The sequence below is a fragment of the Streptomyces sp. NPDC088910 genome, assembly GCF_044749865.1.
Lineage (GTDB): Bacteria > Actinomycetota > Actinomycetes > Streptomycetales > Streptomycetaceae > Actinacidiphila.
Genome location: NZ_JBIVIV010000004.1, coordinates 383,806 through 398,696, shown reverse-complemented (window position 1 = coordinate 398,696; position 14,891 = coordinate 383,806). Strand labels below are relative to the sequence as shown.

The 14,891-nt window shown below is 71.5% G+C and carries 14 protein-coding genes; 1 reads left to right on the top strand and 13 read right to left on the bottom strand.

Going from position 1 to position 14,891, the window contains the following annotated elements:
* Positions 1–169: 169 nt before the first annotated feature.
* The 13 genes from secF to pgsA form a co-directional block, all read right to left on the bottom strand.
* On the bottom strand, positions 170–1,366 hold the full coding sequence (gene secF / locus ACIP4Z_RS12600; protein ID WP_391046599.1) for a protein translocase subunit SecF: 1,197 nt from the start codon (positions 1,364–1,366) through the stop codon (positions 170–172).
* On the bottom strand, positions 1,366–3,132 hold the full coding sequence (gene secD / locus ACIP4Z_RS12595) for a protein translocase subunit SecD (RefSeq protein WP_355332515.1): 1,767 nt from the start codon (positions 3,130–3,132) through the stop codon (positions 1,366–1,368). The genes secF and secD overlap by 1 nt, the downstream gene beginning before the upstream one ends.
* 78 nt (positions 3,133–3,210) lie before the next feature.
* Positions 3,211–3,684: a preprotein translocase subunit YajC gene (gene yajC, locus ACIP4Z_RS12590; RefSeq protein WP_355332517.1), complete on the bottom strand. Its 474-nt coding sequence runs from the start codon at positions 3,682–3,684 to the stop codon at positions 3,211–3,213.
* A 163-nt stretch (positions 3,685–3,847) separates the two neighbouring features.
* The gene (gene ruvB / locus ACIP4Z_RS12585; RefSeq protein WP_355332520.1) at positions 3,848–4,912 is read right to left on the bottom strand and encodes a Holliday junction branch migration DNA helicase RuvB; all 1,065 of its coding nucleotides are present in this window, start codon (positions 4,910–4,912) and stop codon (positions 3,848–3,850) included.
* Positions 4,913–4,996: 84 nt separating this feature from the next.
* Positions 4,997–5,608: a Holliday junction branch migration protein RuvA gene (ruvA, locus tag ACIP4Z_RS12580; protein WP_401307087.1), complete on the bottom strand. Its 612-nt coding sequence runs from the start codon at positions 5,606–5,608 to the stop codon at positions 4,997–4,999.
* A complete protein-coding gene (gene ruvC, locus ACIP4Z_RS12575; protein WP_188285212.1) occupies positions 5,605–6,144 on the bottom strand; it encodes a crossover junction endodeoxyribonuclease RuvC in 540 nt (179 codons plus the stop codon). Before ruvC ends, ruvA begins: the two co-directional genes overlap by 4 nt.
* A gap of 175 nt (positions 6,145–6,319) precedes the next feature.
* The gene (locus ACIP4Z_RS12570; protein WP_188285213.1) at positions 6,320–7,072 is read right to left on the bottom strand and encodes a YebC/PmpR family DNA-binding transcriptional regulator; all 753 of its coding nucleotides are present in this window, start codon (positions 7,070–7,072) and stop codon (positions 6,320–6,322) included.
* 66 nt (positions 7,073–7,138) lie between these two features.
* Positions 7,139–7,732 (bottom strand): pyridoxal 5'-phosphate synthase glutaminase subunit PdxT, encoded by a 594-nt coding sequence (pdxT, locus tag ACIP4Z_RS12565; protein ID WP_355332527.1) that lies wholly within the window; start codon positions 7,730–7,732, stop codon positions 7,139–7,141.
* A 7-nt stretch (positions 7,733–7,739) separates the two neighbouring features.
* Positions 7,740–8,648 carry a pyridoxal 5'-phosphate synthase lyase subunit PdxS gene (pdxS, locus tag ACIP4Z_RS12560; protein ID WP_355332529.1) on the bottom strand — a complete coding sequence of 303 codons (909 nt, stop codon included), beginning with the start codon at positions 8,646–8,648 and terminating at the stop codon, positions 7,740–7,742.
* Positions 8,649–8,824: 176 nt separating this feature from the next.
* Positions 8,825–9,373: a hypothetical protein gene (locus tag ACIP4Z_RS12555; RefSeq protein WP_355332532.1), complete on the bottom strand. Its 549-nt coding sequence runs from the start codon at positions 9,371–9,373 to the stop codon at positions 8,825–8,827.
* A 2-nt stretch (positions 9,374–9,375) separates the two neighbouring features.
* Positions 9,376–10,536, bottom strand: coding sequence for a glycosyltransferase family 4 protein (locus ACIP4Z_RS12550; protein WP_355332534.1), 1,161 nt, complete (start codon positions 10,534–10,536; stop codon positions 9,376–9,378).
* On the bottom strand, positions 10,533–11,681 hold the full coding sequence (locus ACIP4Z_RS12545; protein WP_401307080.1) for a phosphatidylinositol mannoside acyltransferase: 1,149 nt from the start codon (positions 11,679–11,681) through the stop codon (positions 10,533–10,535). Before ACIP4Z_RS12545 ends, ACIP4Z_RS12550 begins: the two co-directional genes overlap by 4 nt.
* Positions 11,678–12,346, bottom strand: coding sequence for a phosphatidylinositol phosphate synthase (pgsA, locus tag ACIP4Z_RS12540; protein WP_355332539.1), 669 nt, complete (start codon positions 12,344–12,346; stop codon positions 11,678–11,680). The genes ACIP4Z_RS12545 and pgsA overlap by 4 nt, the downstream gene beginning before the upstream one ends.
* Positions 12,347–12,632: 286 nt before the next feature.
* On the opposite strand from pgsA, the gene ACIP4Z_RS12535 reads away from it, so the two are divergent.
* A complete protein-coding gene (locus ACIP4Z_RS12535; RefSeq protein WP_401307077.1) occupies positions 12,633–14,867 on the top strand; it encodes an elongation factor G-like protein EF-G2 in 2,235 nt (744 codons plus the stop codon).
* Positions 14,868–14,891: the final 24 nt, after the last annotated feature.

Sequence of the window (14,891 nt, the reverse complement as noted above, 5' to 3'; positions counted from 1 at the left end):
CGCGCTACTTTCGTCGGTTCATGTCGCGTCGGTCCATGACGTGCTTGTCGTTCCACGGCGCTTCGGGCCATGGAGCGCTCGTCGGTCGACGAGGGTCGGTCGATGTGGTTCGGGAAACGGAAAATCGCCGCCGCCCGGTCGGTGTCGACCGGGCGGCGGCGATTCACGGTCAGCGCCGCTTGCCCGAGGGGCGGTTGCGGCCACCACGGGTGCCGCGGTTGGCGGACGCGCCGCGGGTGCCGCCGGAACGGCTGCCCGGGGCGGAGCCCTGGGCCCGCGGGCCCACCACACCGGCGCCGGCCGCTGCGGCTTCCGCCTGGTCGTCGTCGTCCCCGTCCCCGTCCTCGGGGTCGGCGGGCTCCTCGCCGCGGGCAGCCGCCTCGGCGGCCTTCGTGGCGTCGGAGGCCCGGCGGGCGAGCACCCGCTTGCGGACCTGCTTCATCGCCGGGTCGCGCTCCTTGAGGTCCGCGACGATCGGGGTCGCGATGAAGATCGAGGAGTACGCACCGGCGGTGAGGCCGACGAACAGCGCGAGCGCGATGTCGTTGAGCATGCCCGCGCCGAGGATGCCGCCACCGATGAAGAGCAGCGCGCCGACCGGCAGCAGGGCGACGACCGTGGTGTTGATCGACCGCACCAGGGTGCCGTTGAGGCTGCGGTTGGCGATCTCGCTGTAGGTGTACCTGTTCTGCTTGGTGATGTCCTTGGTGGACTCCTTCAGACCGTCGAAGACGACGACGGTGTCGTAGAGGGAGTAACCGAGGATGGTGAGCAGACCGATTACCGTGCCCGGTGTGACCTCGAAGCCCACGATGGCGTAGACACCGACCGTGATCGTGAGGTCGTGGAGCAGGGCGATCAGTGCCGCGACGGCCTTGCGCCACTCGAAGGCGATGGCCAGATAGGCGACCACCAGCACCAGGAAGATGATCAGACCCTGAAGGGCCTTGTGGGAGATCTCCTTGCCCCAGCTCGGACCGACGATCTGCGCGTCGATGTCCTTGAGCGGGATGCCCAGTTCCTTGGAGATGTTCTGCTGGACGGACTTGGACGCCTCGGTGGAGATGTCGCTGACCTGGATGCGGAGCTTTCCGCTGCCCAGCTTCTGGATCGTCGCGTCGTGGCCGGCGGTGTGGCCCTCGATCTTGCTCTGCGCGTCCGCGACCGAGATGGAGGTCTTGGCCGTGGTGAAGTCCGCGCCGCCGGAGAACTCGATGCCGAGCTTGAGGCCGTTGACCACCAGGCCGACCGCGGCGACGACCGTGATCAGGATCGATACGCCGTACCAGATCTTGCGGTGGCCGACGAAGTCGTACGCGATCTCGCCGCGGTGCAGCCGGTGACCGAGATTGCTGAGCTTGGACATCAGGCTTCCTTCGTCTCGGTGGGCCGGTTGTGGCGGACGCTCCGACGCAGCGGCGCCTTCACGCCGAGCGCCTTGGGATCGAGACCGGACCACCTGTGGCCCTGAGCGAAGAACGGGCGACGGGCGAGGATCGTCATCAGCGGCTTGGTGAACAGGAACACCACGACGACGTCGAGCACGGTGGTGAGACCGAGCGTGAACGCGAAGCCCTGGACCTTGCCGACCGTCACGGTGAACAGCACGGCGGCGGCGAGGAAGGACACGAAGTCCGAAACCAGGATGGTGCGCCGGGCGCGCGGCCAGCCGCGGGCGACCGCGGGTTGCAGCGAGCGGCCCTCACGGAGCTCGTCCCTGATCCGTTCGAAGAAGACGATGAACGAGTCGGCGGTGATACCGATGGCGACGATGGCACCACAGACCGCGGGCAGGTTCAGTGCGAAGCCGATCGCCTCACCGAGCAGACACATGATCGTGTAGGTGAGCGCGCCCGAGACCACGAGGCTCGCGAGCGCCACCAGGCTCAGTCCGCGGTAGTAGGCGAACATGTAGAGCACGACCAGGACGAGGCCGACGGCGCCGGCGATCAGACCGCCGCGGAGCTGCTCGCCGCCGAGGGCGGGAGAGACCGTGGTCGTGTCCTGGATGGAGAACGCCAGGGGCAGCGAGCCGTACTTCAGCACGTTCGCCAGGTCCTCGGCGGACTTCTGGGTGAAGCTGCCGGAGATCTGGGCGCTGCCGCCGGGCAGGGCCTGGGAGACCGACGGGGCCGAGACGACGTTGCCGTCCAGGTCGATCGCGAACTGGTTGTTCGGCTGGGCCTGGGAGGCGAGGTCGCCGGTGACCTTGGTGAACTGGCTGGCGCCCTTGGAGTCGAACGTCAGGTTGACGACCCAGCCGTTGCCCTGCTGCGAGTCGAAGTTCGCGCTGGCGCCGGAGACGCGCTTGCCGTCGATCAGCGTCGGGCCGAGCGCGTACTTGATCCACTGGTTGCCCTGCTGACCGCAGGCGACGACCTTGTCACCGGGCTTGGTGCCCTTGCTGGCCGCGGTGCGCTGCGTGGGGTCGGTGCAGTCGAGCTTGTCGAGCTTCGCCTGGAGGTCGGCGGGGATCGACAGGTCGGCGGCGCCCGTGCCGGGCGTGGTCGCCGGGTTGCTGGGCGTCGCGGTGGGCGTCGGTGTCGGCGCCTTGTTCACACTCGACTTCAGCGCGTCGGTGACGGCGCGGCCCTGCGGACTGGACGTGGTGCTCCCGGTGGCCTTCGGGGTGCCCGTCGCGCTGGGCGTGCCGCTCGGCTTCGGCGTCGTACCGCCGGAGGCCGAGGGGCTGGCCGAGGGCTTGGGCGCGGCCGTGGCCGGGTTGCCGTCCGCGGCGGTCAGCACCTGGCGGAAGGCGAGCTGCGCGGTGGTGCCCACCTGCTGCTCGGCCTGGGCGGCGTTGGTGCCCTTGGGGATGTTGACGATGATGTTGTTCGATCCCTGGGTCTGCACCTCCGCCTCGGAGACACCGAGTCCGTTGACACGGCGGTTGATGATGCTGACCGCCGTGTTCATATTGGACTTGGTGACCGCGTTCCCCTGGTCCGCCTTGGCGGTCAGCGTGATGCTGACACCGCCGGCCAGGTCGATGCCCAGTCGGGGAGTGGTGTTGCCGGAGAGGAACATTCCTCCGGTCAGCGCCACCAGGGCGATCACGATCACGGCCAGAGCGCGCCCGGGGTATCCCTGACTCCCCGGGGACGGCCTGCGGCCCTTGTTGGCTGCTGCCACCTTCTTGATTCTCCCTGTCCTACCGCCCCTGAGCCTGCACGCTCATGGGGTGGCCACGAAGTTGTGAGAGCCGGACCCTTACTTGGACGTGGAGTCGGGGCCGTCCTGCCCCGGCGCGTCCTCGGTCTTGCTCAGATCGATGCGGTGCTCGCCCGAGTCCTTGGCGTCCTTCTTGACGTCGTCCGTCGCAGCGGCATCCCCGGAAGCCGCGTCGGCGGTGACGTCGCCTTCGGTGTCCTCGGTGTCGTCGTGCTCGATCTCCTCCGGCTCGATGCCGTGCACGATCCGGTTGAACTCCTCTTCGGCCAGCACGGCGCCGATGGCGTTCTTCGCGAAGTGTGCGTGCACCCCGTCCGTCAGCTCAAGGAGGACCGTCTCCTCGTTCACTTCCTTGACCACGGCGTACATGCCACCGATCGTGCGGACGCCCGATCCGGGCTCCATCTGGTTCCGCATGGTCAGTGCCTGGCGCTGCTTGTTCTTGGCCGAGCGCGTCATCATGAACATGACGCCAACAATCAGGACCAAGGGGAGGAGAGTGACGATACTCACGGTCTGGACGTTCCTTCGCACGGCCAACGTGGGGCTGGCCTGGGTTTCGGGATGTGGGTGCCGATCCGGAGGAAGGGCGTCGGCGGAGTCTAAGCGCTGGCTCGCCGCCTGAACAACGCCAAGCATGGCACTGGGGTTCCTGAAGGGGCGAGTCTATCGGCGGTCACGGTCCGAACAACCCGCTCTGTCCGGGTCCGGCGGGATTGTGCGGTGGTACCAGACCGAGGTGCGTCCAGGCCGCGGGCGTGGCCACCCGGCCGCGCGGTGTCCGGGCCAGCAGGCCCTCCCTGACGAGGAACGGCTCGGCGACCTCCTCGACGGTCTCGCGCTCCTCGCCGACCGCGACGGCGAGCGTGGACAGGCCGACGGGCCCGCCGCCGAAGAGCTTCAGCAGCGCCTGGAGCACGGCCCGGTCCAGCCGGTCGAGCCCGCGCTCGTCCACCTCGTAGACCTCCAGCGCCTTGGCGGCGATCTCCCGGCTGATCACACCGTCCGCCCTGACCTGGGCGTAGTCGCGGACCCGGCGCAGCAGCCGGTTGGCGATCCGGGGGGTGCCGCGGGAGCGTCCGGCGATCTCGGCGGCGCCGTCGTCGGCGACCTCGACGTCCAGCAGCCCGGAGGAGCGGCGGATGACCTTCTCCAGTTCGGCGGGAGCGTAGAACTCCATGTGGCCGGTGAAGCCGAAGCGGTCGCGCAGCGGCGGCGGCAGCAGTCCGGCCCTGGTGGTGGCGCCGACCAGGGTGAAGGGCGGCAGTTCCAGCGGGATCGCGGTCGCGCCGGGGCCCTTGCCGACGATCACGTCGACCCGGTAGTCCTCCATCGCCATGTAGAGCATTTCCTCGGCGGGCCGTGACATCCGGTGGATCTCGTCGAGGAAGAGCACCTCGCCCTCCTGGAGCGAGGACAGGATCGCGGCGAGGTCGCCCGCGTGCTGGATGGCGGGTCCCGAGGTGATCCGGATGGGCACGCCCATCTCGGCCGCGATGATCATCGACAGCGTCGTCTTGCCGAGGCCGGGGGCGCCGGAGAGCAGGACGTGGTCCGCGGTGCCCTGGCGCTGGCGGGCGGCCCTGAGCACCAGGTCGAGCTGCTGCCGTACGCGCTCCTGCCCGATGAACTCCCCCAGGTCCTTGGGGCGCAGCGCCGCCTCGACCGCCTGGTCCTCATGGTCGGCGGTGGCGCCGACCAGTCGCTCCGGCCGCTCGTCGGTGGCGTCGTCCCAGTTCATGGTTGGTCTCTCGGGTCGGTGTGGGGTCGGCGGTACGGACCGGCGTCACCGGTACGGGTGCGGCCGGCGGCGTCAACAGGGCGGTCAGCGGGTGCGGTTGAGGGTCTGGAGGGCCGCGCGCAGCAGCACGCCGACGTTCGGCTCCCGCTCGGCCTCGGCCTGCGGGGTGACGGCGGCGACCGCCTCGTCGGCCTCGCGGGTGGCGTAGCCGAGGCTGAGCAGCGCGGCGTGCAGCTGCTCGCGCCAGGAGTCGCCGACCGGGCTGCCGATTCCCCGGTCCGCGCCGGAGCCGACCGGTTCGCCCAGCCGGTCCTTCAGCTCCAGGAGCAGCCGCTGCGCTCCCTTCTTGCCGATGCCGGGCACCGCGGTCAGCGCCTTCTCGTCGCCGACCGCGACCGCGGAGCGCAACGCGTCCGGGGTGTGCACGGCGAGCATCGTCTGGGCGAGTCTGGGGCCGACTCCGCTGACGGTCTGGAGCAGTTCGAAGACCTGCCGCTCGTCCTCGTCCGCGAAGCCGTAGAGGGTGAGCGAGTCCTCGCGGACCACCAGGGAGGTGGCGAGCTTGGCGGCCTGGCCGATCCGCAGCGCGGCCAGGGTGTTCGGGGCGCACTGGACGGCCATGCCCACGCCGCCGACCTCGATGACCGCGGTGTCGGGGGCGAGCGCGGCGACCTGGCCGCTGACGAAGGCGATCACTTGGCGGACTCCTGGGGTCGTACGGGGCGGTGGGCGGCGATGGCCTGCTGGAGGCGGTTGGTGGCGGCGCCGCGCCAGATGTGACAGATGGCCAGCGCCAGCGCGTCGGCGGCGTCGGCCGGTTTCGGCGGGGCGTCGAGCCGCAGCAGCCGGGTCACCATCGCGCCGACCTGCGCCTTGTCGGCCCGGCCGCTGCCGGTGACGGCGGCCTTGACCTCGCTGGGGGTGTGCAGGTGGACGGGCAGGCCGCGGCGGGCGGCGCACAGCATGGCGACCGCGCTCGCCTGGGCGGTGCCCATCACGGTGCGCACATTGTGCTGGCTGAAGACCCGCTCCACGGCGACCGCCTCCGGGCGGTGTTCGTCGAGCCACTCCTCGATGCCGCGCTCGATCAGGACGAGCCGGTCGCCGATCTCCGCGTCGGCCGGGGTGCGTACGACGCCGACGCCGACCATCGTCAGCGGGCGTCCGGGGACGCCGTCCACCACTCCGATGCCGCACCGGGTCAGACCCGGGTCCACGCCGAGCACTCGCATGCCGCCCCCTTCCGCGCCCGTCAGCCGCCGTCTTCGCCAACCTGTTCGTGCAGGTTATCGGTTGGGGCCGACAAACAGCGGAGGGGCCGACGGGGTGTGTCCCGTCGGCCCCTCCGGCTGACCGTCCGTCAGGGTCCGCTCGCGCGCGGCCCCGGCGTCACCGCCTGAGCGCGGCTCAGGCGTCGACCTTCTCCATGACCTCGTCGGAGACGTCGAAGTTGGCGAAGACGTTCTGCACGTCGTCGCTGTCCTCCAGCGCGTCGATGAGCTTGAAGATCTTGCGCGCGCCGTCCTCGTCCAGCTCCACCTGCATGGTGGGCAGGAAGTTGGCGTCGGCCGAGTCGTAGTCGATCCCGGCCTCCTGGAGCGCCTTGCGGACCGGCACCAGGTCGGTGGCCTCGCTGATCACCTCGAAGGACTCACCGAGGTCGTTGACCTCCTCGGCGCCCGCGTCGAGCACCGCGTCCAGCACGTCGTCCTCGCCCAGCTCAGCCTTGGGGACGATCACCACGCCCTTGCGGTTGAACAGGTACGACACCGAGCCCGGATCGGCCATCGAGCCGCCGTTGCGGGTCATGGCCACCCGCACGTCGGACGCGGCGCGGTTGCGGTTGTCGGTCAGGCACTCGATGAGCACCGCGACACCGTTGGGACCGTAGCCCTCGTACATGATCGTCTGGTAGTCGGCGCCACCGGCTTCGAGACCGGCGCCGCGCTTGACCGCGCTGTCGATGTTCTTGTTCGGTACCGAGCTCTTCTTCGCCTTCTGGATGGCGTCGAACAGCGTCGGGTTGCCGTCCGGGTCGGCGCCACCGGTCCGCGCCGCGACCTCGATGTTCTTGATCAGCTTCGCGAAGAGCTTGCCGCGCTTGGCATCGATCACGGCCTTCTTGTGCTTGGTCGTAGCCCATTTAGAGTGGCCGGACATCCGACTGTCTCCTTCGCGTCACCAAATGCTGTCTTTCGTCGCGCCGTCGATCCTACCGGGATCCGGTCAGCCCGCCGCGCGCACAGTGTCCACGAAGAATTCATGGACCCGGTGGTCGCCGGTCAGTTCGGGGTGGAACGACGTGGCGAGCACATTGCGCTGACGGACGGCGACGATGTGGCCACCGTACTCGGCGAGCACCTCCACGTCCGCACCCACCGACTCGACCCACGGCGCGCGGATGAAGACGCCCTCGACCGGGCCGCCCTCGACGCCCGTGACGTCGACGACCGCTTCGAAGGACTCGTTCTGCCTGCCGAAGGCGTTGCGGCGGACGATCATGTCGATGCCGCCGAAGGTCTCCTGGCCGGACCTGGGGTCGAGGATCTTGTCGGCGAGCATGATCAGTCCCGCGCAGGTGCCGTAGACCGGCAGGCCGCCGCGGATCGCCTCGCGCAGCGGTTCCATCAGGCCGAAGAGCACGGCGAGCTTGGAGATGGTGGTGGACTCGCCGCCGGGTATCACCAGGCCGTCGATTCCGGCCAGTTCCTCCGGGCGCCGGACGGGACCGGCCGCGGCGTCCGCCGCGGCCAGTGCCGTCAGATGCTCCCGGACGTCGCCCTGGAGTGCCAGGACGCCGATGGTGGGAGAGCTGGTCATCGTCGCCTTACCAGCCGCGGTTGGCGTAGTGCTCGGACTCCGGGAGGGTGTCGATGTTGATGCCGACCATGGCCTCGCCGAGGTTGCGGGAGGCGTCCGCGATGACCTTCGGGTCGTCGAAGAAGGTGGTGGCGCGGACGATCGCGGCGGCGCGCTTGGCCGGGTCGCCGGACTTGAAGATGCCGGAGCCGACGAAGACGCCCTCGGCGCCGAGCTGGCGCATCAGCGCGGCGTCGGCCGGGGTGGCCACACCGCCCGCGGAGAACAGCACGACGGGCAGCTTGCCCAGCACCGACACCTCCTTGACCAGCTCGTACGGGGCGCGCAGGTCCTTGGCGGCGGCGTACAGCTCGTTGTTGTCCAGGCCCTTGAGGCGGGAGATCTCGCCCTTGATCTGGCGCAGGTGGCGGACGGCCTCGACCACGTTGCCGGTGCCGGCCTCGCCCTTGGAGCGGATCATGGCCGCGCCCTCGGCGATCCGGCGCAGGGCCTCGCCGAGGTTGGTGGCGCCGCAGACGAAGGGGGTGGTGTAGGCCCACTTGTCGGAGTGGTTGACCTCGTCGGCGGGGGTCAGCACCTCGGACTCGTCGATGTAGTCGACGCCGAGCGCCTGGAGGACCTGGGCCTCGACGAAGTGGCCGATCCGGGACTTGGCCATCACGGGGATGGACACCGCGTTGATGATGCCCTCGATCATGTCCGGGTCGGACATCCGGGCCACGCCGCCCTGCGCGCGGATGTCGGCCGGAACCCGCTCCAGTGCCATGACGGCGACGGCGCCCGCGTCCTCGGCGATCTTCGCCTGCTCCGGGGTGACGACATCCATGATCACGCCGCCCTTGAGCTGCTCGGCCATACCGCGCTTGACGCGTGCGGTGCCGGTCTCGGGGGTGGTGGCGGAGGGGCTGGTGGACACGGTGACCTCACTCGCTGACGAAATCGGTGGCTTTTCTCCATGGTCCGGCCGGTCGCCGGGGGCGGGAAAGGGCCAATTCCGCCGCGGTGGCTCCCCGCGGGCCGGCGGGTGGCCGTGTGGCCCGCGCGGATCGGTGCGTCCGGCGGGTGCCGGTGCGCTCCGTGGTGCCGGGGCGTTCAGTGCGACCCGGCACCGTCCGCCGTGAGCGGCACCGGCGGCTCGTCGTCCATCTCGAAGGCCAGCGGGAAGGGTGCGTGGCCCGCGAGCCGGAACCAGCGCACGACGCGGTGTCTGCGGACCGCCCGCGCGGCGCGTACCGCGTCGTTGTGGAAGCGCCGGGCCATCGGCACCCGCCGTACCGACTGGGTCAGCTCCTTGATCGCCTCGGTGCCGCCCGGCGCCTCCCCGATCTCGGCGACCGCGCCCGGCTCGGAGAAGACCGCGCGCAGCGCCTGGCTCAGCTCGCTCTCGGCGACTTCCCGCTGCTCCGGCTCGGCCTGCCGGGCGGCGTGCGCGGACTCGTACAGCACGATCGACGCGGCCGGGTCCAGCACACCGGCCGTGGCCAGTTCCTGGGCGACCGAGGCGCGGCGCAGCAGTTGCGCGTCCAGGGCGGCGCGCGCCGCGTCGATCCGGGCGTGCAGACGGTCGAGGCGCCCGGCCGTCCAGCTCAGGTAGAGGCCGATCGCGACGATCGCGACCGCGACCCAGATGATGGTGGTCACTGTCAGTCCCTTGCCAGGCCGAATCTCGCCCGAAGGCTGGTGCGTTCGTCCGCGGCGACATGCGCGGCGCCGTCGGTGACGGTCTCGTAGACGGACAGGATGTCACCGCCGACCACCGACCAGTCGAATCGCCGCACATGGGCGCTGCCGCGGGTGCGCAGTTCGGTACGGCGGGCGGGGTCGCCGAGCAGCCGCAGGGCGGCGGCGGCGAGCGCGTCGGCGTCCTCGTTGGCGAAGAGTTCGCCCGCCGCGCCCTGGTCGAGGACCTGCGCGAAGGCGTCGAGGTCGCTGGCGAGCACGGCGGCGCCCGCCGACATCGCCTCGACCAGGATGATCCCGAACGACTCGCCGCCGGTGTTGGGCGCCACGTAGACGTCGACGCTGCGCAGCAGCCGCGCCTTGTCCTCGTCGCTGACCATGCCGAGGAATTCGACCCGGTCGCGCATCGCCTCGGGCAGCGACTCGACGGCCTCCTCCTCGTCGCCGCGGCCCGCGACCAGCAGCCGGGTGCCGGGCCGCTCGGCGAGGATCTTCGGCAGTGCCCGGATCAGCACGGGCAGGCCCTTGCGCGGCTCGTCGATCCGCCCGATGAAGCCGATCGTGCCGCCCTGCCACTCCTTCTTGGGCTCGGCCCGCGCGAAGAAGTCCACGTCGACGCCGTTGGGGATGACGACCGCGTCGCCGCCCAGGTGCTCGACCAGGGTGCGGCGGGCGTACTCGCTGACCGCGATCCGGGCCCTGATCTTCTCCAGCGCGGGTTGCAGGATCGGGTACGCGGCGATCATCGCGCGCGACCGCGGGTTGGAGGTGTGGAAGGTGGCCACGATCGGGCCCTGCGCCGCCCAGCAGGCCAGCAGGCCGAGCGAGGGCGAGGCGGGTTCGTGGATGTGGATGACGTCGAAGTTGCCGTCGTGCAGCCAGCGGCGGACCCGGGCGGCGGACAGGAAGCCGAAGTTGAGCCGGGCGACCGAGCCGTTGTACGGGACCGGCACGGCGCGGCCCGCCGACACCACGTACGGCGGCAGCGGTGTCTCGTCGTCGGCGGGGGCGAGCACGGAGACCTCGTGGCCGAGGCCGATCAGGTGCTCGGCGAGGTCGCGGATGTGGAACTGGACGCCGCCGGGGACGTCCCAGGAGTACGGGCAGACGATCCCGATCCTCACGTTTTCTCCGTTCCGGAGTGGTCAGGTGGGCCGCCGGCCGTACCGCCCGCGCCCGACGGGCCGTCCGTGCCGGCCGTGCTGTGGGCGCCGTCCGTGCCGTCGGCCCTACCGGCGCCTTCGGCCGCGGCGGTGGCCGGGCCGCCCCGCGGGGAGACGCCGGACGTGCCCTCCGCCGTTGCTCCCGCGGTCTCCCCCGCCGTGTCGGCGCCGCCCGCCGGGGGTTCGGGGCGGGGTTCGAGGTCGGACAGCCACAGGCGTTGCAGCATGTGCCAGTCCTCGGGGTGCTCGGCGATGCCGGAGGCGTACGCGTCGGCCAGTCGCTGCGTCATCGCGGCCGTCTTGGACGTACGGTCGCCGGTCGCGGGGACCTCGACCGGCGGGTGGACGCGGCCGCGCATGACGGGCGACTCGTCGTACCAGAGGGTGACGGGGAGCAGCAGCGCTCCGGTCTGCTGGGCGAGCATGGCCGGGCCCGCGGGCAGCCGGGTGCGCTCGCCGAAGAAGTCGACCTCGACGCCGCTGGCCGACAGGTCGCGGTCGGCGACCAGGCAGACCAGGCCGCCGGACCGCAGCCGCCGGGCCAGGGTGCCGAAGGCGGCGCCGCCGGTGTGCGGCAGCACCTCCATGCCCAGGCTCTCGCGGTAGGCGACGAAGCGGTCGTACAGCGTCTCGGGCTTCAGGCGCTCGGCGACGGTGGTGAAGGGGGTGTCGAGCGCGGTGGTCACCCAGGCGCCGGCCAGGTCGTAGTTGGCCATGTGCGGCAGCGCCAGGATGACGCCGCGTCCGGCGGCGAGGCCGTCGGTCAGGTAGTGGACGTCGGCGGGGTCGAAGCCGCCGCGGATGCGGTCCTTGCTCCAGGCCGGGAGCCGGAAGGACTCCATCCAGTAGCGCAGGTAGGACCGCATGACCGAGCGCGACAGCGCGCGCAGCCGTGCCTCGTCGGCGTCCGGCACGACCCGGACCAGGTTGGCCTCGAGGCGTCGGACGCCCTTGCCGCGCTGCCGCCACGTGACGTCCGCGATGGCGCGGCCGAGCGCTCGGGCGGCCGGTTCCGGCAGCGTCTTGACCGCGCTCCAGCCGAGCCCGTAGAGCCCGTCGGCGAGGCTCCCCCTGAGCCGCGCGGCCCGGGAGGCGTCCTCGCTCACGCGCTGCTCCCCTGCCCCGAGGTGGCGGCGGCTGCGGCGTCGGCCTCCGCGGACTCGCGGCGTACGGTGACGACCCGCTGGACGAGGGTGACCAGGCTGCCCGCGGCGACCGCCCACAGGGCGATCGGCAGCAGGTACTGGATGCCGGGGACGCCGAATTTGTGCAGTCCGGCGAAGCCGCACAGGGTCAGCGTGATCACCAGGCGCTCGGCGCGCTCGACCAGGCCGTTGACGTTCACCGGCAGGCCGATCGCCTCGCCGCGCGCCTTGGTGTAGGACACCACCTGGCCGCTGGCCAGGCAGAAGATCGTCACCGCGCACAGCACGAGGTCGTCGCCGCGGCCCGCGTACCACATGGCGAGTCCGCCGAAGATGCCCGCGTCGGCGACCCGGTCGAGGGTCGAGTCGAGGAAGGCGCCCCAGCGGCTGGAGACCCCGGCCTGGCGGGCCATGTTGCCGTCCACCAGGTCGGAGAAGACGAAGAGCGTGATCACCACGGTGCCCCAGAAGAACTCGCCCCTGGGATAGAAGGCCAGTGCGCCCGCCATGACACCCGCGGTGCCGAGCAGGGTCACCGCGTCGGGGCTGACCCCCTTGCGGAGCAGAAATGCGGCGAACGGCGTGAGAACACGCGTGAAGAACGCACGCGCGTACTTGTTCAGCATGGCCTTCCCGACAGGTCGGAGGATGGTGTCACGGCGGCCGGAGCGGCAGCCGGATGGCCCATCGTAGCCAGCCCGCGCGCACCGGATGTCCCAGGCCGTGCCGGAGCGGCGGGGGCGGCGGCCCGGCGTACGACGTATGGACGCACCCGGACGGCCGTGGGAAGGTCGAAAGACCGCGGGCGTCGTCGAGGCCGCCTGTGCGTGGAGCGGTCTCCCGTGGCGCCCCTGTGACGCGCCCCCCACCGAGGGCGCGGTCCGTGCAGTGAGGACCGGGAGGCGAGAACGCGTGGGTGGTGCAGCGGACAGGAGAGACGCACAGCCAGGAGCCGCCGGAAGGGCACCGGCGGCCGACCGCCCCGAGAACGTGCGCAATGTGGTGCTGGTCGGCCATTGCGGATCGGGCAAGACGACATTGGTGGAGGCGCTGGCGCTGACCACCGGCGCGGTGAACCGGGCAGGCCGGGTCGAGGACGGCGGCTCGGTGTCCGACCACGACGAGATCGAGCAGCGGCAGCAGCGCTCCGTACAGCTCTCGCTCGTCCCCGTGGAGTGGGGCGGGATCAAGGTCAATTTGCTGGACACTCCCGGATACGCCGATTTCGTCGGGGAGTTGAGGGCCGGTCTGCGCGCCGCGGACGCGGCCCTGTTCGTCGTGTCGGCCGCGCAGGACGGCGAGGGCATCGGCGGCGCGACCCGGATGGTGTGGGAGGAGTGCGCGGCCGTCGGGATGCCGCGGGCGGTCGTGGTGACGCACCTGGAGTCGGTGCGGGCCGGTTTCGAGGAGATGGCGGCGCAGTGCGCGGCGGAGCTGGGCGGCGACTCCCCCGATTCGGTGCTGCCGCTGTATCTGCCGGTGCACGGGCCCGCGGGCCCCGACGGCCACGCCCCGGTGACGGGCCTGGCGGGGCTGCTCTCGCAGCGGGTGTACGACTACGTGTCCGGCGAGCGGGCCGAGGCCGAGCCGGACGCGGCGCTGGCGCCGCTGGTGGAGCAGGCGCGCAACCGGCTCATCGAGGGGATCATCGCCGAGAGCGAGGACGAGACCTTGATGGACCGCTACCTCGGCGGCGAGGAACTGGACGTCAAGACGCTCGTCGACGACCTGGAGCGGGCGGTGGCGCGCGGCTCCTTCCACCCGGTGCTGGCCGCCGCGCCCGCCGCGGACGGCGCCCGGCAGGGCCTGGGCACCGTGGAACTGCTGGAGCTGATCACCGGCGGTTTCCCGACCCCGCTGGAGCGGGAGGCGCCGCCGGTCACGACGCCGGACGGCGGCGGGCGCCCCGCGCTGGTCTGCGACCCGGAGGGGCCGCTGGCCGCCGAGGTGGTCAAGACGTCCTCGGACCCGTACGTGGGCCGGATCAGTCTGGTGCGGGTCTTCTCCGGCACCCTGCGGCCGGACGAGACGGTGCACGTGTCGGGCCACGGCATGGAGGACCGCGGGCACGAGGACCACGACGTGGACGAGCGGGTCGGGGCGCTGTCGTCGCCCTTCGGCAAGCACCAGCGGCCGGTGCCCTCGGCGGGCGCGGGCGATCTGGTGTGCGTGGCCAAGCTGACCCGCGCCGAGACCGGCGACACGCTCTCGGCCAAGGACGGGCCGCTGCTGATGGAGCCGTGGGTGATGCCGGACCCGCTGCTGCCGATCGCCATCGAGGCGCACAGCAAGGCCGACGAGGACAAGCTCTCCCAGGGCCTGGCGCGGCTGGTCGCCGAGGACCCGACGATGCGTCTCGAACAGAATCCGGACACCCGGCAGGTCGTCCTGTGGTGCCTGGGCGAGGCGCACGCCGACGTCGCCCTGGAGCGGCTGCGCAACCGGTACGGGGTGCAGGTCGACGCGGTGCCGCACAAGGTGTCGCTGCGGGAGACCTTCGGCGAGCCGGTGACGGCCCGCGGGCGGCACGTCAAACAGTCCGGCGGGCACGGGCAGTTCGCGATCTGCGACATCCAGGTGGAGCCGCTGCCGGTCGGCTCCGGCATCGAGTTCGTGGACAAGGTGATCGGCGGGGCGGTGCCGCGGCAGTTCATCCCGTCGGTGGAGAAGGGCGTCCGCACCCAGGCCGCCCGCGGGGTCGCGCTCGGCTTCTCGGTGGTCGACATCCGGGTCACCCTCACCGACGGCAAGGCGCACTCGGTGGACTCCTCCGACGCCGCCTTCCAGACCGCGGGCGCGCTCGCCCTGCGCGAGGCCGCCGCGGGCGCGCCCATCCATCTGCTGGAACCGGTCTGCGAGGTCGGCGTGCTGGTGCCGGACGCGTACGTCGGTTCGGTGATGAGCGATCTGTCGGGGCGGCGCGGCCGGGTGCTGGGCACCGAACCGGCCGCAGACGGGCGGTCGGTGGTGCGCGCCGAGGTCCCGGAGATCGAGATCGGCCGCTACGCCGTCGATCTGCGGTCGCTGTCGCACGGCACCGGCCGGTTCAGCCGGCACTACGCGCGGCACGAGCCGATGCCCGCCCAACTGGCCACGAGACTGCGCCGGCAGGAGGAGAAGGACGAGGCGACCGCGCACGGCAGATGACGGGCGCGCGACGGAGAATCAGCG

Bases quoted from the DNA above. Each gene is read 5' to 3' on its own strand.
- secF (WP_391046599.1), bottom strand. From the start codon at position 1,366: ATGTCCAAGCTCAGCAATCTCGGTCACCGGCTGCACCGCGGCGAGATC.
- ruvB (WP_355332520.1), bottom strand. From the start codon at position 4,912: ATGAACTGGGACGACGCCACCGACGAGCGGCCGGAGCGACTGGTCGGC.
- ruvC (WP_188285212.1), bottom strand. From the start codon at position 6,144: ATGCGAGTGCTCGGCGTGGACCCGGGTCTGACCCGGTGCGGCATCGGA.
- ACIP4Z_RS12570 (WP_188285213.1), bottom strand. From the start codon at position 7,072: ATGTCCGGCCACTCTAAATGGGCTACGACCAAGCACAAGAAGGCCGTG.
- pdxT (WP_355332527.1), bottom strand. From the start codon at position 7,732: ATGACCAGCTCTCCCACCATCGGCGTCCTGGCACTCCAGGGCGACGTC.
- pgsA (WP_355332539.1), bottom strand. From the start codon at position 12,346: ATGCTGAACAAGTACGCGCGTGCGTTCTTCACGCGTGTTCTCACGCCG.